The 24,855-nt window shown below is 60.4% G+C and carries 21 protein-coding genes and 1 pseudogene; 8 read left to right on the top strand and 14 right to left on the bottom strand.

What is annotated here, in order from left to right; translation table 11 throughout:
• Positions 1-48: 48 nt before the first annotated feature.
• From DJ564_RS20730 to DJ564_RS20670, 13 genes are read right to left on the bottom strand one after another with little or no spacing between them, the layout of a single operon-like run.
• Positions 49-1,968, bottom strand: a complete 1,920-nt coding sequence (locus DJ564_RS20730) for a hypothetical protein (RefSeq protein ID WP_109632903.1) — start codon at positions 1,966-1,968, stop codon at positions 49-51.
• Positions 1,965-3,269 (bottom strand): lipopolysaccharide biosynthesis protein, encoded by a 1,305-nt coding sequence (locus DJ564_RS20725; protein ID WP_109632901.1) that lies wholly within the window; start codon positions 3,267-3,269, stop codon positions 1,965-1,967. Before DJ564_RS20725 ends, DJ564_RS20730 begins: the two co-directional genes overlap by 4 nt.
• A complete protein-coding gene (locus DJ564_RS20720; protein ID WP_109632899.1) occupies positions 3,266-4,267 on the bottom strand; it encodes a polysaccharide deacetylase family protein in 1,002 nt (333 codons plus the stop codon). The genes DJ564_RS20725 and DJ564_RS20720 overlap by 4 nt, the downstream gene beginning before the upstream one ends.
• A 12-nt stretch (positions 4,268-4,279) precedes the next feature.
• Complete coding sequence (locus DJ564_RS20715; RefSeq protein WP_109632897.1) at positions 4,280-5,416, bottom strand: glycosyltransferase family 2 protein; 1,137 nt, start codon at positions 5,414-5,416, stop codon at positions 4,280-4,282.
• Entirely contained in the window at positions 5,409-6,377 is a 969-nt protein-coding gene (locus DJ564_RS20710; protein WP_109632895.1) for a glycosyltransferase family 2 protein, read from the bottom strand. The genes DJ564_RS20715 and DJ564_RS20710 overlap by 8 nt, the downstream gene beginning before the upstream one ends.
• Entirely contained in the window at positions 6,374-7,741 is a 1,368-nt protein-coding gene (locus DJ564_RS20705; protein WP_109632893.1) for an O-antigen ligase, read from the bottom strand. Before DJ564_RS20705 ends, DJ564_RS20710 begins: the two co-directional genes overlap by 4 nt.
• Positions 7,738-8,826 carry a glycosyltransferase family 4 protein gene (locus DJ564_RS20700; RefSeq protein WP_256597444.1) on the bottom strand — a complete coding sequence of 363 codons (1,089 nt, stop codon included), beginning with the start codon at positions 8,824-8,826 and terminating at the stop codon, positions 7,738-7,740. Before DJ564_RS20700 ends, DJ564_RS20705 begins: the two co-directional genes overlap by 4 nt.
• Positions 8,823-10,415, bottom strand: coding sequence for a Wzz/FepE/Etk N-terminal domain-containing protein (locus DJ564_RS20695; protein WP_109632890.1), 1,593 nt, complete (start codon positions 10,413-10,415; stop codon positions 8,823-8,825). The genes DJ564_RS20700 and DJ564_RS20695 overlap by 4 nt, the downstream gene beginning before the upstream one ends.
• 17 nt (positions 10,416-10,432) lie before the next feature.
• Positions 10,433-11,458: a polysaccharide biosynthesis/export family protein gene (locus tag DJ564_RS20690; protein ID WP_109632888.1), complete on the bottom strand. Its 1,026-nt coding sequence runs from the start codon at positions 11,456-11,458 to the stop codon at positions 10,433-10,435.
• 22 nt (positions 11,459-11,480) lie between these two features.
• Positions 11,481-12,128, bottom strand: coding sequence for a CpsD/CapB family tyrosine-protein kinase (locus DJ564_RS20685; protein WP_109632886.1), 648 nt, complete (start codon positions 12,126-12,128; stop codon positions 11,481-11,483).
• Positions 12,129-12,875 carry a sugar transferase gene (locus DJ564_RS20680; RefSeq protein WP_109632885.1) on the bottom strand — a complete coding sequence of 249 codons (747 nt, stop codon included), beginning with the start codon at positions 12,873-12,875 and terminating at the stop codon, positions 12,129-12,131.
• Positions 12,872-13,930, bottom strand: coding sequence for an NAD-dependent epimerase (locus tag DJ564_RS20675; RefSeq protein ID WP_109632883.1), 1,059 nt, complete (start codon positions 13,928-13,930; stop codon positions 12,872-12,874). Before DJ564_RS20675 ends, DJ564_RS20680 begins: the two co-directional genes overlap by 4 nt.
• Positions 13,927-15,279 (bottom strand): UDP-glucose/GDP-mannose dehydrogenase family protein, encoded by a 1,353-nt coding sequence (locus tag DJ564_RS20670; RefSeq protein ID WP_109632881.1) that lies wholly within the window; start codon positions 15,277-15,279, stop codon positions 13,927-13,929. The genes DJ564_RS20675 and DJ564_RS20670 overlap by 4 nt, the downstream gene beginning before the upstream one ends.
• Before the next feature lie 388 nt (positions 15,280-15,667).
• On the opposite strand from DJ564_RS20670, the gene DJ564_RS20665 reads away from it, so the two are divergent.
• From DJ564_RS20665 to DJ564_RS32875, 8 genes and pseudogenes are all read left to right on the top strand, one after another.
• Entirely contained in the window at positions 15,668-17,365 is a 1,698-nt protein-coding gene (locus tag DJ564_RS20665) for a sulfatase-like hydrolase/transferase (protein ID WP_109632879.1), read from the top strand.
• A 180-nt stretch (positions 17,366-17,545) separates the two neighbouring features.
• Positions 17,546-18,214, top strand: coding sequence for an ABC transporter ATP-binding protein (locus DJ564_RS20660; RefSeq protein WP_109632878.1), 669 nt, complete (start codon positions 17,546-17,548; stop codon positions 18,212-18,214).
• A 1-nt stretch (position 18,215) separates the two neighbouring features.
• Positions 18,216-20,687: an ABC transporter permease gene (locus tag DJ564_RS20655; RefSeq protein ID WP_109632876.1), complete on the top strand. Its 2,472-nt coding sequence runs from the start codon at positions 18,216-18,218 to the stop codon at positions 20,685-20,687.
• The gene (locus DJ564_RS20650) at positions 20,677-21,732 is read left to right on the top strand and encodes a lipocalin-like domain-containing protein (protein WP_109632875.1); all 1,056 of its coding nucleotides are present in this window, start codon (positions 20,677-20,679) and stop codon (positions 21,730-21,732) included. The genes DJ564_RS20655 and DJ564_RS20650 overlap by 11 nt, the downstream gene beginning before the upstream one ends.
• A 62-nt stretch (positions 21,733-21,794) precedes the next feature.
• Positions 21,795-22,037: a hypothetical protein gene (locus tag DJ564_RS20645; protein WP_109632873.1), complete on the top strand. Its 243-nt coding sequence runs from the start codon at positions 21,795-21,797 to the stop codon at positions 22,035-22,037.
• A gap of 11 nt (positions 22,038-22,048) precedes the next feature.
• Positions 22,049-22,222, top strand: coding sequence for a hypothetical protein (locus tag DJ564_RS32200; RefSeq protein WP_178082312.1), 174 nt, complete (start codon positions 22,049-22,051; stop codon positions 22,220-22,222).
• 86 nt (positions 22,223-22,308) lie between these two features.
• Positions 22,309-22,887, top strand: coding sequence for a hypothetical protein (locus tag DJ564_RS20640; protein ID WP_109632871.1), 579 nt, complete (start codon positions 22,309-22,311; stop codon positions 22,885-22,887).
• A gap of 277 nt (positions 22,888-23,164) precedes the next feature.
• Positions 23,165-23,506 (top strand): annotated as a pseudogene (locus DJ564_RS32875) (vancomycin resistance protein); the annotation flags it as partial.
• 214 nt (positions 23,507-23,720) lie between these two features.
• On the opposite strand, the gene DJ564_RS20630 reads toward DJ564_RS32875, so the two are convergent.
• A complete protein-coding gene (locus DJ564_RS20630) occupies positions 23,721-24,824 on the bottom strand; it encodes a DUF6708 domain-containing protein (RefSeq protein ID WP_371921948.1) in 1,104 nt (367 codons plus the stop codon).
• Between the last annotated feature and the right edge of the window lie 31 nt (positions 24,825-24,855).

Raw genomic sequence — 24,855 nt, 5'->3', positions numbered from 1 at the left:
ATGCGAGGTGCGGCCAATGGCCGGGGTCGCAATGCAATACTTGGCAATTCATGAGGCGCTCCAGCTGAGATTGAACAGGGTCCGTCCTGGCAGCTCGAAGCTGACGCGACCGTCCTGACAGTTGAATGGCGCGTCGCGGGCTCGGTTGTCGGCGCCGAAGTAGCGTAATGAACCGTTGGCCAGCGGACACTGGACTCCGGACAGGTCCACACGCTGCACACGCGTGGCTTTATTGACGCCCAAAAGGCTGCGCTTCTGGTCCTCGGCCATGGCCAGCACGTCGACTTCGAAGGCGTCGTTATCGAGGAGCATCACGTCGTGCAGCCAGTTCTGGCGGATGAACTGGTGGGCCAGGCCGACGGGCTTGAGCTCGAAGCGATCGTCGCCAAGCACGCGCAACATGCCTTTGGGGTAGTTCGGTTCGTCGGCGGCCTGGAACCAGCTCAGCATCTCCAGCAAACCGTCCTGGGACGAGTTGATGACGACCGACGCCCACCACAACGAGGCGAAGTGGGTGTCCTGATCGTAAGGGCTGAGGCTGGAGCCGCTGGACATGTTGGTCTGGTCCAGCAGCAAGGCTTTGCGCGGCCGGCCCTGGGCGTCGAGGCCGACCAGCTCGGCGGCGCGGCGCACGCTGTCACGGTAGACCCGTGTCGCCAGCAGGTCGCGAATCATCCATTCGTGCCAGGCCAGGGCATCGATGTTGTCGCCGGATTCGGCCAGCAAGCGCTTGGCCCAATCGATGCCGCGCTTGTCGGCGGCGTTGTCGGCGAACGGGCCGTTGACCAGCCGTGAACTGGCAGGCATGGCAATACGCACGCCGGCCTTGGCGTTGGCAGGGTTGCTGCGCACCTGCCGGGCCATGCTGTTGAAGATGCTTTGGTAGTGGGCGTAGTCCGGGTAGTTGAGGTTCGGCTCGTCGGCAAAACCGATGTAATGCGTGCCTTTGCCGCCAAGGGCCCGGGTCGATGCAAGCCAGGCGTCGAGCCCGGCGTTGCTCTGGGTGTCGGCGCGCAGGTCCGCCTGGCGCTGGCTCCCGGCCAACAGCGTGATGTCCTGGGTGATGCCGAAGCGGTCCTGATACAGCCGCCGGAAATCATCTTCGTACTGCGGGTTCTTCGCCGTGATGTCGACGAAGCTGTAATAAGTCCCTGCCTGTGGCTTGAGTGCATCGAGCATTGCATAACTCGATTCCGGCACTTTGACGTAGGGCAGGGCGATGCCGAGGTTCGGGGTTGGTCCCAGCATTTTGTTGTGCAACGTCAACCGGACCTGGCCATCGTCCTCGCGCAGGGGCTTGAGCTGCTGCGGGTTCTGGGCGAAGAGGTTGGCGGTGCCGTCGAGCCAGAACGCCACTTTGCCGCTGCCTTGCAGGTGAAGGCGCCAGACTTGTGGCTCGGTGGTGACGGGCAACTCGACCTTGTCGAACTGCCAATAACCTCGATACGGTTTCAGCGTCAGCGCCACTTGTTTGCCGTCGCCCACGCGTTGCGCTTGCAGGGCGCTGACGCCGCCGTGGAACTTGCCGGCGAGCACCGCGTGTTCGCCCGGCGCCACCTTGAAATACAGCTCATCACCATTGTGGGTTTCGGCGCTGAAATGCACCTTGGCCGGGGCGAACAGCGCCACCGTGCTGTCGTCGTGTTCAACCCGGTAGCGACGGAAGCTGTAGCCCGGAATTTCCAGTTGATAGCTGGACGCACTCGGCGTCAACGGCCAGCTCTGACTGCCGCGTGATTCACTGGCGGCGATCAGTCGCTCGCCCCGCAATTTGCCCTGGCCATCAAGCAGGTACAGGCGTTCTTCGTTGGCATCCGCCTGCCACGCCGGTGCCCAGCGAATGGTCAGGGTGTCGGGGCGATTCGGTTGCAGGTACAGGCTGCCGTCGCGAATGTCGGCCCAACGCATGGGCGCCGCCTGGGCGCTCAGCGTGAGGCCCAGACTCAACAGCAGGGCCAGGCGTTTCATGCCGACTTCCGTTGCAGCATCTGCAGCATCGGCGCTACATCGCTGGGCAGGATGATCAGGGTTTGCCAGACCGGCACGCCGCTCAACCGGCAGTACATCACCAGCAACGCGAGGGTCACCGCGACGTAGGCGATGGACGACGCGGCCGCCGCGCCGACAATCCCGTAGGCCGGAATCAGCACCAGGTTCAGCGCCAGGTTCAGCAGGGCGCCGAGGCCCATCAATAACGAGATCGTGCCAGGACGGTTTTTACCCAGCAGGTCCAGGCGCAGGATGCTCGCGTAACACAGGCCGAGCAGGCCCGGCAGCAGCGCCAACAAGGCCGGATACGCCGGCTGATAGGCCACGCCAAACAGCGTCACGATCAGCCATTCGCCGATCACGGCCATGGTCACGCAAGCGCCGAGCATCACCGTGGCGGTCAGGCGCAACGCCAATGGGGTCACTTTGTCGATGCCTTCCTCCTGTTGCAGCAGGCGTTTCATCAGCGGTGTGGTCACCGCTTCCGGGACGATCAGCAGCAATTCGGCGGCGGCGCTGGCCATGGCGTAATGACCGAGCGCGGTACTGCCGAGTAGGGCGCCGATGAACAGGTAATCGGAGCGCAGGATCACTTGCTGGAACAGCAGGTCCGGATGGCTGCGGGCGCTGTAGCGCAGCAGCTCATTCTGACTGGCGCGGTCCCATTGCAATTTCAAGGGCTGAGCGCGTTTGAGCCAGAACCAGCCCGCCAGCACCACCAGGCTGATGCCTGCCAGCCAACTGATCAGCGCCGCTTCCAGCGCCGAGTCTTTCCACATCCAGAACAAGGCGAGAAACAGCAGCAGCGGCGCCAGGGATTCCACCAGGCGCAACGCGTTGAAGGCCACCACGCCGCCCGACGCGTTATGCAACGTCAGCAGTCCGCTCTTGAGCACGGTCAACGGCACCGCCAGCAGCAACAGCCACGCGAGCAGGCCCAGTTGCGTGGTGATGTCGAGTTCACTGCCGAACTCGCGCACCAGAGCGACCACCAGCAAGGTCAAGAGACCTGCCAGCAAACAACCGAACACCAGCACCTGACTCAGCAGCAACCCCATGGGCCGTTGCTTGGCCGCCTGAAAACCCACCGCCGAATTCAGCCCGCCGCTGGTGGCGGCGCTGATCAGATCGGGCAGGGTGCTGAGCAGGGCAAACAAGCCCCGTTCGCTTGGCCCGAGGATCCGTGCGAGCAACACGTTGCGCATCAGCCGCAAACCGATCATTGCCAGTTTGGTGCCCATGCTCAGGGCCAGATGCTTGAGGTAATGGCTGCGGCTCATGCGCGTGCCCCGCGGTACAGGCGCCACGAAAGCAGCTGCGGATTACGCGCCACCCGTTGACTGACGCCGAAGCGTGGCAGGTTCAAGGGATCGTCGCTGCCCCGATAAATCCCGGTGCCCGTGCCCAGGGCAAACGGGAAGTCGTGGTCGGCCACGTGTTCGCGCACCCGCGCATCGTTGTCGCCGTTGGGGTAGCAATAGACCGGCAGCGGCCGGTTGCAGCCATTGTGCAAGGCATCGCGGCTACGGCTCAGTTCTTCATGCAAACGCTGATCGTCGAGGCCGGTGAGAATCGAATGGCTGGCACCGTGCGGGCCGAACCGCACCAGTCCCGAGGCTTCCAGCATGCGCACCTGATGCCAGTCCAGCGCCTGGGGCAATGACTCGTCCGGGCACTCATCGGTGAGGCGATTCAGGTCAGCAGGGCTGAGGGTTTTCAAACTTTGCAGAAAGTGCAGCAGGGCCAGGCTGCGACGCTCCATGTCCAGTTCATCGAAGGGCACCGGTAATGGCCGACCGAGCTCTTTCAGGCAGTCGATCAATTGCATCCGGGCGCGTTCACCGTAGCTGCCCCAAAGGGTTTCGCCGATGCTTTCCCACCAGAACCGCTGACGACTACCAATGAAATCGGTGGAGAGAAAAATGCTCGCCGGCACCTGGTATTTTTGCAGCAGCGGGAAGGCATTCAGCGCATTGTCGCGCCAGCCGTCGTCGAAGGTCAGGGTGATTTTCGGGCGATCCGACCTCACCTTGCCCGGTTGCAAGATGTCCATCAACGAAACGCAGTCGAAGTGTTTTTTCAGCCACACCAGCAAGTGTTCGAACGCCTTCGGCCCGACACACAGCTCATTGCGGTGGGGGAGTTCGGCGGCGTGGTCGCTGGCCAGCACCCGGTGCAGCATCAGGATCACACCGGCGCCTTGCAGTTGATTGCGGCCCACCGGCGAGTTGAGATAAAGCCAGCCACTGGTACGTTTTAATAGTTGTTTGATTGCCATGGCTCAGTCCTTTCAACGGTTTTGCTCAGGGTTCCACTGGGCGTACCGCTGCCCCCGCAGGAACTGCCACAGACCGATACTCATCCCGACCAGGGTCACCAGAAGGAACGCGGCGAGGCGAAAGGGTTTGGGCAACCGGTGTTGCGAATCCAGCAGGCCGGCAATGGCCACGGCGTAACCGAGCAGCTGCGCGACCAGGCTCAGGCGATAGAAACCGTGTTCTTCCCACAGCCAGAAATTGCTCAGCAGCAGCGGCAGCAACAGGATCGGCGCCAGTCGGCGGATCAACTTGTGGCTGATCAAGGCAATCGAATACAGGCCATGCTTCAGCGGGTTGAGCAGCTCGCTGCGCTGGGCCAGGCTTTGCAGCCCCCCGACAGTGACCCGCTGACGGCGGCGGAATTGTTTGTCCGCTTCATCGACGCCGTGGTCGATCACCTGCGCTTCAGGCACATAGACAATGCGTTTGAACGCCACTGGCGCACAGGTGCTGATGAAGAAGTCATCGTTGACCTCGGCCGGCACGTCCTGGAACAACTCGCGGCGCAGGGCGAGCAGGGCGCCGTCGGCGGAGACCATGCAGCCAGTGCGGTTTTCCACACGGCGCAGCCAGCCTTCGTAATGCCGATAGAGGCTGTCGCCGATGCTCAGGCCACCGCCGGTGACAGGGATCACCATATGCCCGGCGCAGGCGCCGACTTGCGGATCGCACAGCGGCGCCAGCAAGTGCCCGAGGGTGTCGCGGGACCATTGGTTGTCGGCATCGGTGAACACCAAAATATCGCAGGTGCTCAACGCAACGCCGGCATTCAGGGTCGCGGCCTTCCCCTGGCGGGGCAGGTCGAGAATAGTGATGCGCGGGTCGATGACTTTGCGTGCACAGGCGACGGTGTCATCGGTCGAACCGTCGCTGGCCAGAATGATCTGCAGCGAGGCCGGCTGATAATCCTGGGCGAGCAAGGTGCGCAGCTTGTGTTCGATGTGCCGCGCTTCGTTGTGAGCGGCAATCACGATGCTGATGTTCATCGGTTCCGGCGCCGCATGGCTGCGCGCTGCAAACAACGGCGCCAGCATTGTCAGCAGCAGCGGATAACCCAGGTAGGCGTAGACCGGCAACAACAGGCACAACCAGAAAATGAATTCAGCCACGGGCAGGCCTCCTGGCTTTCCAATGACACAGACTGAGGATGAACGCGGCGCCAGCAAGGTGCAGACGCAACCAGTGCAGGCCCCAGAGTTGCAGGGTCAAAAGCAGATCGCGGTGTTTGAGTGTCTGGCGCAGGCTGAGGAAAAGCGCCGGCAAACTGGTGACGAACAACATGAACAACGCCACGTGGGGGAACCCGTCGAGCAGGGCGGTGATTGCGAGGAAATCCAGAACCCAGGCGGCGAGCGAGAGCATCGGGAAACGCAGCAGACGAATGCTCATCCCGTGGCTGCGCAATAGCTGCAGATGGCTGCCCTGACGCCAGAATTCCTTGCCCAACCATTCACGCCAGCTGCACTCATACCCCCAATGCAGCGCGACGGTCTGGTTGACTGACAGCAGGCGGGCGCCCGAGTGGGACAGGCGCATGGTGAAATCCTTGTCCTCGCCGGTACGCAGGTTTTCATCAAAGCCACCGACCTTGTCGAACCAGTGGCGGCGCATCAAGAGGTTGGAGCTGGGCAGCCAGCGCACCGTTTGCACTGTCTCATCGTTCGGACGCAGCGTACGGCGTTGCCAGGCGTCGGCATACCACGGCGCTTGGGCCGGGGTGTGCATGTCCAGCCCGAGGACGTCGACCTGAACGGCGGGTTCGATTTTCAACAACAGCGTGAGCCAGTCCTCAGGCATCTCGACATCGGCATCGATGAAGGCCAGCCATTCGCCGGTGGCGACCGCGGCGCCGCGATTGCGCAGGGCGCCGATCAGCAAACCTGGCAGTACCAGCACCTGCGCGCCCAATTGTCGGGCAATGTGCGGGCCCTGATCCTCGGAGCCGTTGTCGGCGACGATCAGCTCGCATTCCAACCCGGCGGCGATGGCGGCGCGTTGCGCAGCCAGCAGGGTCCGGGCGATGTGATGGGCTTCGTTGTACATCGGGATGACAATGCTGATGCGGCTCATGCCTTGGCCTCCACGAGTGGGCTTTGTTCGGCTTTCAAACGCAGCACGCTGGTCAGGGCGAGCATGATCCACACGTACTTCTGGTTAGGTGCGCTGAGGAACATCAGAAACAGGGCAAGCGCCAGAAAACTCATGCTCAGGTGCGTCAGCAGATCCGCTTGCTCGCGGTTGCTTCGCTGTATCCATGCACGACGTGCGCGGACCAGGTTGTAAAAGCCGAGGCCAAGCATGCCGACGAACAACAGGCCGGCGGGAATCCCCAGCTCACTGAAGATTTCCAGGTAGGTGTTGTGGGCGCGGCGGTACAGGTCACCGATTTTGCGGTTGGCCGAAAACGCCTTGGCGTAACCGGTGGTGGCGTAGTGCAGCGGGAACGTCCCGGGGCCGGTGCCCAGCAACGGGTTCTCGCGGATCATCTCGCTACCGACCACGATGTACGAGGCGCGACGGCCGAGAGATTGGTCCTGGCTCTTGGCGCCAGCGCTCAAGATGCTCAAGGACTGAATGCGCTCGATGTACCCCTTCGGCATCGCATAAAGGGCCAGCGGAATCACGATCACCAGGCCCAGCATGGCAAACCCCAGATGCCGTGGACGGATGCGTTTGAGCTCGGCGCGGTAGTGCCAGACGCCGATCATCAGACTGAGGAACAGCACCACCAGGCCCGAACGTGATTCGGTCTTGGTCATGCCGCCCAGCAGCAATATGCAGCAAGCGACCCAGAACAACCGATGCAGGAAGTGCGGGCTGCGCACCACCAACAGCAAGCCGAGCGGCACGGCGAAGGCGATCAGCATGGCAAAGGCGTTCGGGTCTTCCAGCAGGCCGGCAGCACGACCCTGATCCTGATATTTGCTGGAGAATATCGCCAGCACGCAGGTCGCGGTGACACTGAGGGTGACCATTTTGGCGAACAGGTCCATGTTCAGCTCGCGGCCGATCAGCAGGGTGATCACAAACAGCACCAGGCCGACACTCAGCTCCCGCAGATGGCTCATGGACATGCCCATGTTGTCGGTGTTGATCGTGCTCAGCAGGTACAAGACCATGAACCAGATCAGGTAGCGCCAGATGTTGCTGCGCAGGCGATCGGAGGGAATCTGGTGGATGGCCAGTTGCAGCATCAGGATCACGGCCAGTGAGGCGCCGAGGAACTTGGTGCCCGACAGCGAGTTGTCCTTGAAGAAACCTTCGAACGGCACCAGCGCCGCGATCCCGAGCAAACCCCACGTGGGTTTTCGGTAAAGCAGCGCGACACCGACCAGGCCCAGCACCGCCCCCGGCGCCAGAAACGGATAAGGGCTGGCCAGCAATCCAAGGCAGACCAGGCCGAACAAACTGACGATCGAGAGCGGAAAGATCACGCGCGTGCCTCCCGTGCAGTACGGAGATAAAGTTGCGACCAGCGTTCGGCCAGGGCCTTGAGGTCGTAACGGTCCAATTGCGTACGTTTTGCGTTGTCGATCAGCTCGCGAGCCATGGTCGGTTCAGTCAGCAACGAACCGATCTGGCGGGCGAGGGCGGCGCTGTCGGCGGGTGTCGCCAGCAGGCCGTTGTGTCGGTCTTGCAGCACATCGGGAATCCCGCCGACACCGAACGCCACCACCGGCACGCCGGCTTGCATCGCTTCGAGCAGAATCATCGGCGTGCCTTCGGTGCGCGAGCTGATCACCAGCGCATCGAGTTGTCGCCACCACACACTCATGTCGGTCTGATAACCGGGCAGGGTGATGCGGTCCTGCAAACCCGCTTCGTTGATGCGCGCCAGCAGCGTCTCCCGTTCCGGGCCGTCGCCGAGCATCACGGCGTCCAGTTGCGGGTGTTGCCGGCAGAGTGGAATCAGCGCATCGAGAAAAAAGTCGGGGCCTTTTTCACTGCTCAGCCGCCCGACATAACCCGCCAGCCAACGCTGGCGGCCCACGTTGTGCGGTGGCAGTCCGGGAGCCGCCGGTAAACCATTGGGAATTACTTGCAGCTTTTCCGCCCTGACGCTGGCCTGGCGGCACAGCACGGCGATGCTTTCTGCGACGCAAACCACGCGATTCACCGACGCAGTGCGGCACAGTTGCAGGCTCAGCCAGGTGTAGAACTTCTGCTTGCGACTGCGCGGTGTGAAACCGTGCTGCGTAATCACCAGCGGCAGGCGCAACAGCGTTGCGCCCACCCAGCCAAACAACAGGCCCTTGAAATTGTGCGTATTGATCAACGGCCGTTCTGCCCGGCGCTGGCGCAAATGCGCCAGCAGTTCCCCCAGCCCCGCGCAACCCCGGCAGTCGACCCCCGCCTGGCGAAACCGCGCGATCAAGTCTGGCGGCGCATCGAGAAACAGCACCTGGTGCTGCCCCGGCGTCGCCAGGCAATGGTCCAGCAGCATCCGCTCAGCCCCGTAGAAGCCGCCGCTGCTGAGCAAATGAATGATCGGCAGGGAAGGGATGAGCGGCGCGTTCAATTGCGCACCCAATGCACGAGCCCAGGCACGGACCAGTTGCTGTGTGGATTGGTCGGATCCGCGTTCTGATCGTTGATCACCAACAGCACCGGCAAGCCCAGTTCGTGGGTGATTTGCGCTGGGTGTTTGAAACGGTGATCGAAGAACTCACGCACGTAGACCAGGGCAATCGCCAGCAAGAGACCGGTGAACAAGCCGAACGGAATGATCAGCATCGGTTTCGGGAACGCCGCTTCGGTAGGCTCATACGGCGGGCTGAGCACCCGAGCGTTGGACAGGTCGTTGTCCAGCGAGCGTGCGCTGCTGCTTTCGGCGAAGCGCTGGGCATACGTCGAGAACGCCGCGTGCAACGCGTTGATCTCGGTGTCCATCTGCCGCAGCTTGCTCTGGGTTTCCTGCAACTGGTGGATGCGCTCCTTGAACTCGGCAATGCGCTTGGTTTTCTGGTCGATCACCGAGCTGACAATCGCCAGGTCAGTGTTGCGCTCCTGAATCCGGTTGCTGACCACTTTCAGAAACTGCTGGCGGGTGCGGGCGATTTGCTCGCGGGTCAACAGCATCGGTTCGCTGCCGGGCTGGAAGATCGCCAGGTCGTTCATGTAGCGGCTGACCTGCGTGGTCAGGGCTTCACCCATCTGTTTGATCTCACGATCCTCGAACGCCACGTTGTCCACGGTGGTGGTGAAGGTGTAGGGGAAGGTGTAATCGTTGAGTTTCGAATTGCTCGCCGCGGCCAGGCTGGTTTTCAGGTATTCGAGCCAGCGTTGGCTTTGCAGCAGGCGATCGCGGTACAGGTTGAGCGCTTGCTCTTCGGTGTTGATTGCATTGAGGCGGAAGGTGATTTCTTCCTTCGGATCGGACGAGCCGACCGCTTCAAGTAAGCCCAGCCGAGTGCCTTCCAGGCCATCGAGACGCACCTGGTACTGCTTCTTCTTGGTTTCGTAGAACGACTGTGGCAAGTCGATCGATTGCAGGTCCTGGCGGCTGGTCAAGTAGTTCTGCAGCAAGGCAGCAACAAACTTGGTGCCCTGGGCCGGATTGTCGAAGCTATAGATGATGGAGATCACGTTGGAGCCTGGCAGCGTCTCGATTTTCAGACTGTCCATCGCCTCTTGAGTCAGTGCATCCAGCGCCGTGTCACGCACCGGATCAGTTTCCAGGCCCAAGGCGTCTTTCATCGGGTTGATCACGTATTCGCGCAGCGGTGTGGTCACGTACTGCTTGAACGGCTGGGTCACCAGTTTGTTGAAGACGCCAGGGGTGGGCGTGTACTCACCCTTGTCGCGCAACTCGCTGATGGTCTGCCGGATCAAGGCTGGCGAACGCAGGATATTGCTCTCGGTTTCCATGTCCGCCAGGGACGGTGGAATGAACGAGGCGTTCTCCTGGTTGAGGGATGTGGTGGCGTCTCCCTGTGAGAGTTTTTTGGACTGCACGATCACCTGGGCGGTGATATCGAAGCTCTGTTTGAGCATCAGCGGCAAGACCAGGGCGATCACTGCAAAGATCAGGAAGACTCTTTTCACCAGCTGCTTGTTGGCGAAAAAGATCCTGAAGAACTCGTGCAGGTAGTTTTCCTTTGGATTCATGGTCGGTCACCTGAGAGTTAGTTGCTGTCACTGTCTTTGTTGTCGACGCGGTAGCCGAAGCTGAAGCCCACGCCCTGGAACAACACCACGTCTGCCAGTTGCCGCGCGAGCTCACCGGCGCTGGCCAGTTTGGTCTTGGGCACATAGAGCATGTCGTCCGGCTGCAGGTAGGCGATCTGCGATGCATCGCCGGCCAATGCCTTTTCGACGTCGTAGCGCACGGCCTGCACCTGATTACCGTTGCGGCGCATGATCATCACCGAATCGAGCCGTGCCTTGGTATTGCTGCCACGGGCCAGGGTCAGCGCTTCAAGCACCGAGACTGGCCGGCGAATCGGGTAGGAACCCGGTTGGCCCACTTCGCCCAGCACATAGATTTCGTTACCCGCCGTAGACTTCAGCAGCACATCGACGGTCATCCGTCCCGGCAGCTTCGCGTAGCGTTGGTTGAGGAAGGTTTCCAGTTGATTGACGGTCATGCCTTGCAGCGGCACGGCGCCGATTTCCGGGAAGCTGGCGTAGCCGTCGGTGCCCACGGTGATCTCCCGGCTCATGCCGGTCGCAGGGTGGTTCAGGGCACTTTTGAGGTTCGCCTCGTTGCTCAGCGGGCTGATGACCTGCACGGACAGCTGGTTGCGGTTAGGCTGGAACAGCTGTTTGCGCTGGTAGGCCCGCTGGATTTCCTCACGCGCTTGTTCGGACGTCAGCCCGGCGATTTTCACCGAGGTGTTGGCGCCCGGCAGTTCAATGGTGCCATCGGGCAGCACCAGTTGATTGCCATTGAGCTGGCTGGCGGCGGTGAAGTTCAGGCCGATCTGGTCACCGGACTGGATGCGGTAGGCGTCCGAGCCGCTGGTGCTGATGTGGAAGATCACGTCCAGCACATCCTGTGGCCGCAAGGTCTGTTCGACCTTGGGCATGTCGGTGGCCTGGGCATTGGCCGGTGAGGCCGTGAGGATATTCACCGGCATGTGCTGGGTTTCGGAAGTGCTGGTGCAACCTGCAAGCGGCAGCAACAGCAGGACAAGCATCTTGGCGTTCATGTCGTCATCCTTTTCTGATTGCTCACAGGTTTTTGTAAAGCCACTTCGGCATGTAGTACTTGCGTCGGTTGAACACGCTGCCGACCAGTTTCGCGCCGGCCTGGGTCAGGCGCTGAACCGCCGCCTGCGCCACTTCCCAGCGCGTGTCCTCGGAGCGCACGACCATGATCACGCCGTCCACCTGGGTGCTGATGATCATGGTGTCGGACGCCGAGTACACCGCGTCGCCATCGATCACCACGAAGCGATACTGACTGCCGAGCTGATCGAGCAGCGGGCCCAGGCGTTCGGGTGTCAGGTGCTCAGTGCCGCGCACATACCGGCCGTTAGGCAGGATGTGGAAGGGCAGGCTGGACACGTTCACCACGCAGTCCTGCAACAGCGGCGGGCTCTGGGTGTTGAACAGCAGGTCGCGAAAACCGCGCTCCTTGGTCAGCCCCATCTGCTGCGTGAGGTTGGTCGAGGACTGGCTGGCATCGACCAGCAGCACCTCGCCGCTGCTCATTTGCGCCAGCTGGCTGGCAAGAGCCAGGGCACTGGTGGTGGTACCTGCGCCGGGGTTGGCGGCGGTCAGGAATAGGATCCGCAGATCTTGATCGAGCACGGTCGAAGTCAGGTTGGACTCGCTCGGGTTGGCAATGCTTAGGCTTTTGGCTGATGAACCGTCCATTTAACTCGCTCCGTGGCCGCTGAACACTTTGAAGGGGGTTTTCAACAGGATCTTCAGATCAAGCAACAGGCTCTGCTCGGCGATATAGCTGAGGTCCAACTCAACGCGCTGGTCGAAGTCGATATTGCTGCGCCCGGAGATCTGCCACAGGCCGGTCATGCCGGGGTAGATGCTCAGGCGTGCAAGGTGGTTGTCCTTGTAGCGGTAGGCGTTGAACGAGGTTGGGCGCGGGCCCACCAGGCGCATGTCGCCCATCACCACATTGAACAGGTTCGGCAGCTCATCCAGGCTGCTGCGCCGCAGGAAACCGCCGATGCCGGTGATGCGCGGGTCCTTGTCGATCTTGAAATCAATCGCGTCCGCGCCATGCTTGTTCAGGTGACGCAGGGACTCCTTGAGCTCCTCGGCGTTGGCCACCATGGTGCGGAACTTGTACATGCCAAACTTGCGACCGCGGTAGCCCGTGCGTTTTTGCACGAACATCACCGGTCCCGGGCTGCTGAGTTTGATTGCCAGTGCCAGGCCCAGCAGGATGGGCGAGATCAGCAGCAGGATCACCAGCGCACCTAAGCAGGCGACCACGCGGTTGGTGCGTGACAGCGTCCATGGCCGACCACCGTCACGGCCGGTCATCCAGCCACGACCCTGCATATGGATCGCGGTATCAAGGCGCATTCGGTGCTCCGGGTCGAGGCGCTTGTCTCGGCGCATCTGTTGCAGGGGCACCGTTTTTTCATGTCCAGTCATAGAATCCTCCGCTGAAGTTCAGCCGCTAGCGGCGCGTGGGCGATAGGCAGTGGGTAGTAATCACGGAACCAGGCGATGAAGCGCCCGAGTCCCTCATCCAGCTCGATACAAGGCTGAAATCCGGTTGCCCGAGCCAGGTCACTGGCATCGGCGCAGGTGTTGAGCACGTCGCCCGGCTGCAGCGGCAGCAACTCGACGAGGGCTTTTTGTCCAAGGTGTTTTTCCAGTAGTGCCAGGTAATCCTTGAGCTCCACCGGGTGTTGGCCGCCGATGTTGAAGATCCGCCACGGCGCCATGCTGCTGGCCGGGTCCGGCTGTTCACGGTCCCATTCGGCGTTGGCGTGCGGTGGACGCTCGATCAGGCGCGCGATGCTTTCGATGATGTCGTCGATGTACGTGAAGTCGCGCTGGTGCTCGCCGTAGTTGAACAACTTCAGCGGCTGCCCTTCGGCAATAGCCCGGGCGAACTGGATCGGCGACATGTCCGGCCGACCCCAAGGCCCGTACACGGTGAAAAAGCGCAGACCGGTGCAGGGAATGCCGAACAAGTGGCTGTAGCTGTGGGCCATCAGCTCGTTGGCTTTCTTGGTCGCGGCATACAGCGACAGCGGATGGTTGACGCCATCCTTCACCGAATAAGGTGTGTGCTGGTTGGCGCCGTACACCGAACTGGACGAGGCGTAGATCAGGTGTTTGACCGGGTGGTTGCGGCAGCTTTCGAGGATGTTGAGGAACCCGCTCAAATTGCTGTCGAGGTAAGCCCGAGGGTTTTCCAGGGAGTAACGCACCCCGGCCTGGGCCGCGAGGTGAATCACCACCTCGGGTTGTTCACGGACAAACAAGGCCTCGATGGCCGGACCATCAGCCAAGTCAACCGTTGCGAGCTGGAAAGCGCCAACCTGCTCCTGCACCCAATCCACGCGATCGTGTTTGAGTTGCGGGTCGTAGTAATCGTTGAAGTTGTCCAGCCCGCACACATCGTGCCCGTCACGGATCAGCCGCAACACGCAATGGGCTCCAATGAAACCGGCTGCTCCGGTGACGAGAATCTTCATGGCCGCGGCGCCTCGGGAACGATATGCCGCAGGCCGATGCCGCTGTAGTGCAAACCTGCTGCCGCGACCTGTTCCGGGTTGTAGAGGTTGCGACCGTCGACGATCACCCGCGAACGCAGTTTGCTCGCCAGCAAGTCAAAGTCGACCACGCGGAAGTTCTTCCACTCGGTGCAGATCACCAAGGCGTCGGCATCTTCCAGGGTGTCGTCGCGGGTGGCGCAAAGGTGCAGGTTATTGCGGTAGCCGTAGATGCGCCGGCATTCGGACATGGCTTCCGGGTCATAGGCCTGCACGCTCGCGCCTTCGGCCCACAGCGCTTCCATCAGGTAACGGCTGGGGGCTTCGCGCATGTCATCGGTGTTGGGCTTGAATGCCAGGCCCCAGATCGCGATGGATTTGCCGGCCAGGCCTTCGGGGAACTGCGATTTCAGTTTGCTGAAGAGGATGTGGCGCTGGCTGTCGTTGACGTCAGTGACGCTGCGCAGCAGACGCAACGGCATGCCGTTGTGTTCGGCGGTGTGCAACAGGGCGCGCAGATCCTTGGGAAAGCACGAGCCACCAAAACCGCAACCCGGGTAGATGAAGTGGTAACCGATGCGCGGGTCCGAACCGATGCCTTTGCGCACCGCTTCGATGTCGGCTCCCAGCAGTTCGGTGAGGTTGGCCAGTTCGTTCATGAAACTGATGCGCGTGGCGAGCATCGCATTGGCCGCGTACTTGGTCAGCTCGGCGCTGCGGTTGTCCATGAACATGAGTTTTTCATGGTTGCGGCAGAACGGTGCGTAGAGCTCGCTCAGTTGGCCGCGGGCTTCCTCGTCGTCGGTGCCGACGATGATCCGGTCCGGGCGCATGCAGTCGGCGAGTGCGCTGCCTTCCTTGAGAAACTCGGGATTGGACACTACCCGCACATTGAGGGCGCTCTTGCCACGACGAAGCAGTTCTTCGTTGGCGGTGGCGGCCACCTGGTCCGCGGTGCCGACCGGCACGGTGGACTTGATGATCAGGGTGCGATCGGCCTCCATGTAACTGGCGATCTGGCGAGCCACATTCAGCACGTGGCTGAGGTCGGCGGAACCGTCTTCATCGGCGGGCGTGCCGACGGCGATGAAAATCAGCTCGGCGTGTTCGACTGCATCGCTGGCCTGGGTCGTGAACAGCAGACGACCGGCCTTGATGTTTTCTTCCAGCGTGCCGGATAACCCCGGTTCGCTGATTGGCGGGACGGCCTGTTGCAGTTGCTTGATCTTGTTAGGATCGATGTCGACACATAAGACACGATGTCCGACATCGGCCAGTGCCGCTGCTTGTATCAGGCCGACGTAGCCCGTACCAAATACGCTCACGTCCATATTGGCGTGCCTCGTAAGACGGTTGAAAGAACTTAAATAAGACTGTCAAAAGGGGTATAGCCCAGCGTTGGGAAAACGTGTCAGCAAAATGACATGTTAAGTGGCTATAACAGGCCCATTTTTGGGGCGTTTTGCCATCAAGTGCTTGCCGCTGCTGGATTTGCCGCGGTTTTGACGGGTTTTTTACATTTGGAAGAAAACGATAAACGGTCGTAGGGCTTGAAACACGGGGGTTACAGCCGGTCGGGTGTGTCAGATTTGAGTCAACGTTTTTTTGACGCTTTGTGTAAAAACCCGACATTTCTTGCGCTTTGATGGCCCGGTGCTAGTGTCAAAAAATGGCCGACAATCTATTGGCCAACGAACGGCCGCGAGCATCGGAAATACTATGATTCGATACCTCAAAGAACTGCTCTTAGTTCTCTATTTAGTTAAGAACTACGACTATTACCTGGAACGCCTGAGCGCAATGGGGATCGGTTTCCCGGTGCTGCTGTTTGGCGGGATGTTTATCGCGCTGACCGTGGCGCTTTTCATGACCGCGTACATCCGCCAGACGTTGATCCGTCATGTGTTTGCCCTGGCGATGTTTTTCTCGGCGGTGTTTTTCGATGTCTATACGCGCGTCACGGCCGATTACCTGACCTACAGCAGCTTTGTGTCGATGGTGTACTCCGGCGGATTTATCCAGGAGGCGGCGTACCAGTATCGCGACGCGATCATCAGTGGGGTGCTCGGCGGCTTGCTGCTGCTGTTCGGCATCGGGCTCAAACCGCGTCGGCGCATGCCGCTGCCCGGCGCGTTGCTGGTGGCGGCGCCGGTGCTTGGGGTGCTGCTGCTCAGTGCGGTGTTGTTCGTGCGAGCGGGCGAGGGCGCCCGTGGCCTGCCGATCATGTACACGCCGCTGGCCTATTTGAATCTGTTCACCTATGAAGCCCTGCACAACACGGTCGGCCCGCGCGAGCCGGTGAAGCTGGCGCGCAACGATTCATCGCCGGGGCACGACATCGTGCTGATCATCGACGAAAGCATTTCCGGCAATTACCTGGACATCAACGCGCCGTTTGGCGTGCACAGCAACCTCAAGGAACCGCGCCCGGGCGTCGCGATCTTCAACTACGGTTACGCCGCGTCCATTGCCAATTGCAGCGCCGACACCAACATCACCCTGCGCTACGGCGGCACCCGCGCCGACTACATGCGCATCAACAGCACGATGCCGTCGATCTGGCAGTACGCGAAGAAGGCCGGCCTGCGCACCGTCTACATCGATGCCCAGCGTACGGCTGGCAACTTGCAGAACCTGATGAACGAAGCCGAGAAAAAGGACATCGACGAATTTGTGCAATTCGATCAGACCAGCGTGCGCGACCGCGACATGGCGGCTGCGGCGAAGCTGATCGAGCTGCTCAACGACGGCAAGCCTGAGCTGGTGGTGATCAACAAGGTGGGCGCGCATTTCCCGGTGCACGACAAATACCCGGATGCGTTCATGGCCTATCGTCCGACCTTGCCTCGGGGCCAGTTTGTCGAGATCGCGGACACCGGAAAGCGCGATGGTTTCAACGGTCAGCCGGATGACTGGGTGCTCTATCGCAATGCCTACAAGAACACGTTGCTGTGGAACGTCGGGGAGTTTTTCTCACGGGTGTTTGCCCAGGCGGACATGAGCAATGCGCTGCTGATCTACACCTCGGACCATGGGCAGGACCTGCATGAACGGGGCAATCCCGGGTTGAATTTGCACTGTGGCGGTGATCCGGTGCAGGAGGAGGGCCTGGTGCCGCTGGTGGTGATTCAAGGGGATCAGTTGCGCACACTGGATTGGCAGAAGGCGCTGGCCGGGAACAAGGACCGATCGAGTCACTACAACATCTTCCCGACGCTGCTGCAGTTGATGGGGTATGACCTGGCGGGGATCGAGTCGGTGTATGGCAAGCCATTGAGCGTGCCGACGGCGGACGAGTTTACGTTCAACTATCGATTCAATGCGCGGCTGGGGGCGAAGCCTGAGTGGAAGCATATTGATCTGAAGAACATTGTGACGCCTTCGCAGGCGCCTACAAATGTGGCGGTGGGGCAGTGAGGTTTTGGGTTGTCTGATCTGGCCTCATCGCGAGCAGGCTCACTCCCACAGGACTGCGTTGTTCACCAATATTGTGAGCGACGCGGTCCTGTGGGAGCGTGGCTTGCCCGCGAAGAACGATAACGCGGTGCCGCTACCGTCCGCTATCCTAGGCGCTCTGACTTCAGCGAGCCTCCCTTCATGCTTCAGGTCCAAGGCGTCTTCAAAAGCTACGCCACTCCGCAAGGTCCATTGCCGGTGCTGCAAGGTGTCGACCTGACATTGAAACCCGGCAGCAGCCTGGCGCTGATGGGCGAGTCGGGCAGCGGCAAGAGCACCTTGCTGCACTTGATCGCCGGGCTGGACAAGGTCGATCAGGGCAGCATTCAAAGCGGCGAGCATCGTCTGGACCAGATGAGCGAAGGGCAACTCGCCAACTGGCGGCGGACTGAAATCGGCTTGGTATTCCAGCAGTTCAACCTGATCGGCAGCCTGCGCGTCGAGGACAATCTGGCGTTTCAAGCGCGGCTGGCGGGGCGGCATGACCCGCGCTGGCAGGCGCATCTGGTGCAGCGGCTGGGCTTGAGTGATTTGCTGCGGCGTTATCCCGAGCAACTCTCCGGCGGGCAGCAACAGCGCGTCGCGTTGGGCCGCGCCCTGGCGTCGCAGCCCAAATTACTGCTGGCCGACGAGCCCACCGGCAGCCTCGACGAGGCCACCAGCGATGAGGTATTGAAGCTGCTGTTGGAATTGCTCAACGACAGCCCGACTACTTTGTTGATGGTCACGCATAGCCACCGCGTTGCCGCACGCCTAGCGGAAAAAGTGGTGCTGCACCGCGGCCGTCTGGCTGGCGCGGGCGAGCACTGAGGTGCGAGTCTTTCGCGAAACGCTGCGGGCGCTGCTCAGCCATTGGTGGCAGCACCCGGTGCAATTTTTCAGTGTGCTCACCGGGCTCTGGCTCGCCACGAGTTTGCTGACTGGCGTGGAGGCACTGAACAGTCAGGCGCGGGAAAGCTATGCCCGAGCCAGTCAGTTGATCGGCGGTGAACCAAAGGCCAGCCTCAACTCGCCGAGTGGCGCGACTTTCTCCCAGCAACTGTTTGTCGACCTGCGCCGCGCGGGCTGGCCGGTCTCGCCCGTGCTGCAAGGGCGGGTGACGCTCAAGGGCCATGAAGATCAACGTTTGCAGCTGATGGGCATCGAACCGGTGTCGCTGCCGGCGGGTTCGGCGGTGGCGGGGCAATCGTTGGCGATCGAGCAGATTGTCGAATTTTTCACCCCGCCGGGCCGCACCTGGATTTCACCGCAAACCTTGCAGACGTTGGGTCTGCAGGAAGGTGAACAACCGCTGAGCGTGAGCGGTGTGGCATTGCCGCCGCTGCGTGTTCAGACCGACATGGCTCCCGGCATGTTGCTGGTGGACATAGGCTTTGCGCAGCAGATTCTCGGTCTGCCGGAGCAACTGTCGCGTCTGCTGCTGCCCAAGGATTTCAGCGCGGCACTGCCCGATCAATACAAAGGCCAGTTGCAGCTCAAAACCAGCGGTGAAGAAAACAATCTCTCACGGCTGACCGAAAGCTTTCACTTGAACCTCGATGCCTTGGGCTTTCTGTCCTTCGTCGTGGGCCTGTTCATCGTCCACGCCGCGATCGGACTGGCGTTGGAGCAACGCCGGGGATTGCTCAGAACCCTGCGCGCCTGCGGGGTCAGCGCTCGTATGCTGATTACCTGTCTTGCGGTTGAGCTTGGGGCATTGGCGCTGATCGGCGGGATTGCCGGCGTCGCCAGCGGCTACTTGCTGGCCAGTGTGCTGTTGCCGGATGTGGCCGCCAGCCTGCGCGGGTTATACGGCGCGGAAGTGGCGGGGCAATTGAGCCTCAGTCCGTGGTGGTGGTTCAGCGGTGTGGGCCTGAGTCTGCTCGGCGCGCTGCTCGCTGGTGCCAACAGTCTGTTGCGGGCGGCGCGCCTGCCGTTGCTGGCCCTGGCCGATCCGCAAGCCTGGCATCAAGCGCACGCGCGCTGGTTACGGCGTCAGGGTTGGGTCGCGGCACTGGCCGCGGTCATCGCGCTCATCGCGTTGTTCTGGGGTGACAGCCTGGCCAGTGGTTTTGTGCTGATGGCGGCGCTGTTGATCGGCGCCGCACTGGCCTTGCCGGTGGTGCTCAATCTGGTCTTGAACCTGGCGTTGAGCCGCAGTCATTCGGTGCTCGGCCAATGGTTTCTCGCCGACTGCCGTCAGCAATTGCCGGCGCTGAGTCTGGCGCTGATGGCGCTGCTGTTGGCACTGGCGGCGAACATCGGCGCCGGCAGCATGACCGCCGGTTTCCGCGAGACCTTCAGCGACTGGCTCGAACAACGCCTGACCGCCGAGCTCTACATCAATCCACAAAATCCGGCCCAGTCCCGAGAACTGCACACCTGGCTCAAACAGCAGCCTTCATTGACCGCCGTGCTGCCCAACTGGCAAGTGTCGATCCAGCTACAAGGCTGGCCGGCGGATATCTTCGGCGTGATCGATCACCCGACCTATCGCCAGCATTGGCCATTGCTGGAAGCATTGGGCGACAACCCCTGGGACCGCTTGGCCAAGGACGATGCGCTGATGCTCAGCGAGCAACTGGCCCGGCGATTGAAGGTGCGGCTCGGCGATCACCTGACCATCCCCACGCCGGGCGGCCCGTGGTCGCCACGGATCGTCGGGATCTACGCCGACTACGGCAATCCCAAGGGCCACCTTCTGGTCAACGCCAACCATCTGCTGCGCGGCTGGTCACAGCTCACGCCCAATCGTTTCAACCTGCGCATCGAGCCGGCGTTGATTGCGCCCTTCCTCAAAACACTGCAGGCCCGTTTTAGCCTGGACGACAGCCGCATCGTCGATCAGGCCCGGCTCAAGGGCTGGTCCACGCAAGTCTTCGAACGCACCTTCGCCGCCACCGCCGCGCTCAACAGCCTGACCCTGGCCGTTGCCGGTGTGGCGCTGTTCATCAGCCTGCTGACCCAGAGCCAGAGCCGTCTCGGCCAACTCGCGCCGCTGTGGGCGCTGGGCGTGACGCGTCGACAGTTGATGCTGCTCAACCTCGGACAAACCTGGCTGCTGGCGGTACTGACACTGGTGCTGGCGTTGCCGTTGGGGATCGCGCTGGCGTGGTGCCTGGACACGGTGATCAACGTGCAGGCGTTCGGCTGGCGTTTGCCGTTGCGGGTGTTCCCGCTCCAGCTATTGCAATTGATGGGACTGGCGTTGCTCGCGACCTTGCTGGCATCGGCGTGGCCGCTGTATTCGCTGTACCGCACGCGACCGGCGGACCTGCTGAGGACGTTTGCGCATGAGGATTAAGGTCGGCTTGTTGCTATTGGTTTTGTTGAGCGGCTGCGACAACACGGCGCCTGACGAAAAGGGCTTCGCAGGTCTTGGGGGAGATGCCTCCGTATTCACACCGGTGGTGCCGGGCCGGGAATTCAGCTTTCCGGCAGACCACGGTCCTCACGATGGCTTTCGCATCGAATGGTGGTACGTCACCGCCAATCTCAAGGACGATCAGGGCCGTGAGTTTGGCGTTCAATGGACATTGTTTCGCAGCGCGTTGAAAGCTGTTCCGGAGCAGCCGGGCTGGAGTAATCAGACCATCTGGCTGGGGCACGCGGCCGTGACGTCGGCCACCGCCCATCACGCGGCCGAACGCTACGCACGCGGCGGCGTGGGTCAGGCGGGCGTGAGTCTCGCGCCGTTCACTGCCTGGATCGACGATTGGCGTTTCAGCAGCCAGGGCGCCGATGCCTTGGCGGACCTGCAACTCAGCGCGCGGGACAAGGGCTTCAGCTACCAACTGCGGCTGACGTCCACCCGTCCGCTGGTGCTTCAGGGTGACAAGGGTTTCAGTCAGAAATCCGAACAAGGGCAGGCGTCGTATTACTACAGTCAGCCGTTTTTCCAGGCCAGTGGTGCGCTGGAAATTGATGGCAAGACTTATCAGGTCAGCGGTCCGGCCTGGCTTGATCGCGAGTGGAGCAGCCAGCCGCTGACTGCCAATCAAACGGGTTGGGACTGGTTTTCGCTGCACCTGGACAGCGGCGAACAGGTCATGCTTTACCGCATGCGGCAAAAGGACGGCGCGCCTTACCTCACGGGCACCTGGATCGATGCCCAAGGCCAGACTCAGTCATTGCATGCTTCCGACATCAGCCTTACACCGCAGGACACCGCGAAAGTTGCCGGGCGTGATATGCCGGTGCGCTGGTCGATCAAGATTCCCGCCAAACACCTCGACATCTCCATCAGCGCGCTCAACCCAAATGCCTGGATGGATTTGCGCATTCCTTACTGGGAAGGCCCGGTGCAATTCAACGGCGGCACCGGCTACCTCGAAATGACCGGGTATTGAGTCGGAACTCTCGGTTCGGCGACGGCCTCCTAAGTTAACAAGTCCGTTCAATGGAGCCCGTCATGAGCGAAGACCTCAAACCACCCGACCTCGATGCCTGGCAGCGCCTGTTCGAAGACAAGGCCTACTGGCAGCAATCCCCCGATGCCCATTACAGCGAACTGCTGCGGGTGGCCGACGACTTGCTGGGGCAGGGCGCCATCGACCTGGAACAATGGCAGGCCTTGAAGGCCAAGGCCGAGCAATCCCACAAAGACTCGCCCGCGGTGAACGTCGCCCAAGAGGTCGATGATCCCGAAGCCTGAGGAGAACCATCATGAAACCCCAATCCCCCGACACCACAGAACACCCCGACGAACCGCGACCACCGGGCGAAGTCGAGCGCGACAACGACGCCCTGCGTCCCACCGATCCGACCCGGCGCAAGGAAAGCGGCAAGGGCACGCAAAGCGGTGAATCCACCGCGCAAGAAACTGCAAAAACTCCCTGAACTGCGTCTATGCTGAGTTGCACAGTCGGCGCTGACCCTCGGGCCAGAGCCGTCTGCTGCCATTCATCACAGGGAATGTACTGCCTATGAAACTTCACACACTGACCAAAGCCATTACCCTCGCTACCTTGCTGTCTGCTACCAGCCTTGGCGCCATGGCCGCGGACATCCCGCTGTCTGCCGTTGTGGAAGCGGATCAGGTCACCACCAAAGTTGTCTCGGTCGATGCGGCTAATCACCGGGTCGTTCTGGAAGGGCCGGAAGGTCGTCAGGTTCATGTGCAACTGACCGACAAGGCGAAAAACCTCGCCAACCTGAAAGTCGGCGATCAAGTCGACGTCAAGGTCACCAGCGCCGTCGCCGCCTACCTCGACACCGATGTGGACAAAGGCCTGCCCGGCACTGTCGAGCGCACTGGCGAAGTCCGAGCCGCCCCCGGCAGCGACAACCCGGGCGGCGAAGCCTACCGTCAGGTGCAGGTCCAACTGAAAATCACCAAAATCGACCTGAAGAAGAACCAGCTGACCTTCGAAAACCCTGCTGGTCAGTCCAAAACCATCGACGTTGTACGGCCCGAAGTTCAAGCAAAATTGAAAGACCTGAAAGTTGGACAGAGTGTCGTCGTGACCTACACCGATATCCTCACAGTGACCAGCAAACACTGAAGTTGAGTATTAGCTCTATATATTGATTGTTCTCGTACAGTTTTTTTGTATAAGAACAATCAGTTTTAATGGTCGAACTGGTGAGTTTTTGTTGTCGTACAAATAATATTTAAGATGACATTTAATTAATGTTGTATCGATAAATTTCATGATTATGTGTACGGACAACTTCGCCAACTTCTATTAAAATACTTCCCGTTCGCCCAGTGGCAGGGCTCTTTACCAGTGCATGGATTGCCGAGGCCATTACACTGGGCGAACACCTCCCGGGTGCGATATGCACCTGCAGCAGTACGTCAACGCCGAATCCCGCATGTCGTTTCGCTACCTCAAACACACCTCCAAGCTCATTCGTAAACTCGGCAACTCCGAAATTGCGCTGCAACACAACAAAGTCATCAACCTCAAACAGGCCGTGTCATCAATAACGGCATAGCCATCGCGTCGGGTGAATACTTTTCCTTCTGCCGCCCGACCCGCAAACGCGGTTACGTCGAAGGCATGGACCTGTCATTTGGTGGCCATTCATTCGCCGCTTTTAGTGGTGGAGCGGTCAAACCACAGCTTCGATCGGTTTCCTGATGAAGGTCGGGTACTGCCATTCGGTTCAGGGGCGGCGAAGTAAAGGGCAGGGGAGTGAGGTGTTGGAGAATGAGCGGCTTTATAGGAAGCGGGTGGTTGTTAAGTATGAGGTTGGGGAGAGTTTGTTGGCGGTGAATGTATAAAAAACGGGCGATCATAAGATTGCCCGTTTTTTTTATATAAAGCTGTGCCTGTAAACGTCAGCCTATGACATCCAGCAAATCGCAGCCGTTGCGTCGCGCCCTTTGACTTCATAATGCCGAACTATCTACCGGCGCCTTTTCCTCGTTTTTGCTGAGGTTAGTCTTAAAGTACGTCATGAAATCCTGTCCTTGAGCAAAGGCTTTTTCGATCTTCGCACTTTGCTCGTTCAAAGCTGAGCTCGACTTGGCCCACTGCTTAGGCGGAAGGGGTTTTGACCACTCAGCAATGGAGTCCGGCAGAGATTTCATGCTGAAACGATGGTCCCATTCTGCTACCCAGTACGGAAAACGCCACCAAGTGATCAAGTGTGTCAGGTACCACCAACCAACTCCTAATGCGGAACGTTCGTTGTGCTGGTATTCCTCGTGCATGTCTTGTCGTTCTTTATCGAAGGTGTGGCGACCCTCGTAGGGTGCTTTACCAGGGCAGAACTCCGGTCCTTTTTCCATGTAGGTACGTATGGCTTCCCATTTGCCTAGTCCATGAACAGGAGTCATGACCTCCTGTGTGAGAAAGTGCACCGTATCGGCCTTGGGATTATCTAGGGCCATGCCAAAGGTGTAGCTACTGATTACGCCTACTCCAGTGAATCCGGTGCTGACTGAGATCCACGCAACCGTGTCTTCCCAAGGCTGGATCACGGCTTCGTCGGAGCCATTTGGGAAGAAACAGACCTCTCGGCGTTGACGGTTAAATCGGATGGGTCTGGCGCGGGCTTTGTTCCTTGTGGTGCTGATAATCGCGTACAGGCCAATCAGCGCTGCTCCCCCTCCACACCAGAGCGCTAGTGATATTCCGAACTCAAAAAAATCGTTGAAGTAAAACCAGAAGCTTCTGCCGAATGGGTTTATGAATGCTGCGAAGCCCATCAATGTTGGGAGAACTAATAGACAAACGATAACTACGACTGTTGGGAGTGACACAGCTAATCGTGCTTGGAAAGACTTGGTGAGATTGCTGCTACCCAAGTCCAGATAGGTGTCGTTGACTTCAACAAAACTTCCGCCGAGATCCATTGGGATTTGCCCGGTAGGGATGGGTAGTGGCGAGAAAAACACCGCATCGCCAGTAGTAAAACGTCGAGATTCACCAGCGATGGGGCGCTTCTGTCGAATATCGAACTTGTCGTACTGTGGAGAAGTAGGTGTCAAGCCGGATAACCATAAAATGCATGTCCGGCAT

This window comes from Pseudomonas sp. 31-12 (assembly GCF_003151075.1).
Classification (GTDB): Bacteria; Pseudomonadota; Gammaproteobacteria; order Pseudomonadales; family Pseudomonadaceae; genus Aquipseudomonas.
This window is presented reverse-complemented; position numbering and strand designations above follow the sequence as displayed.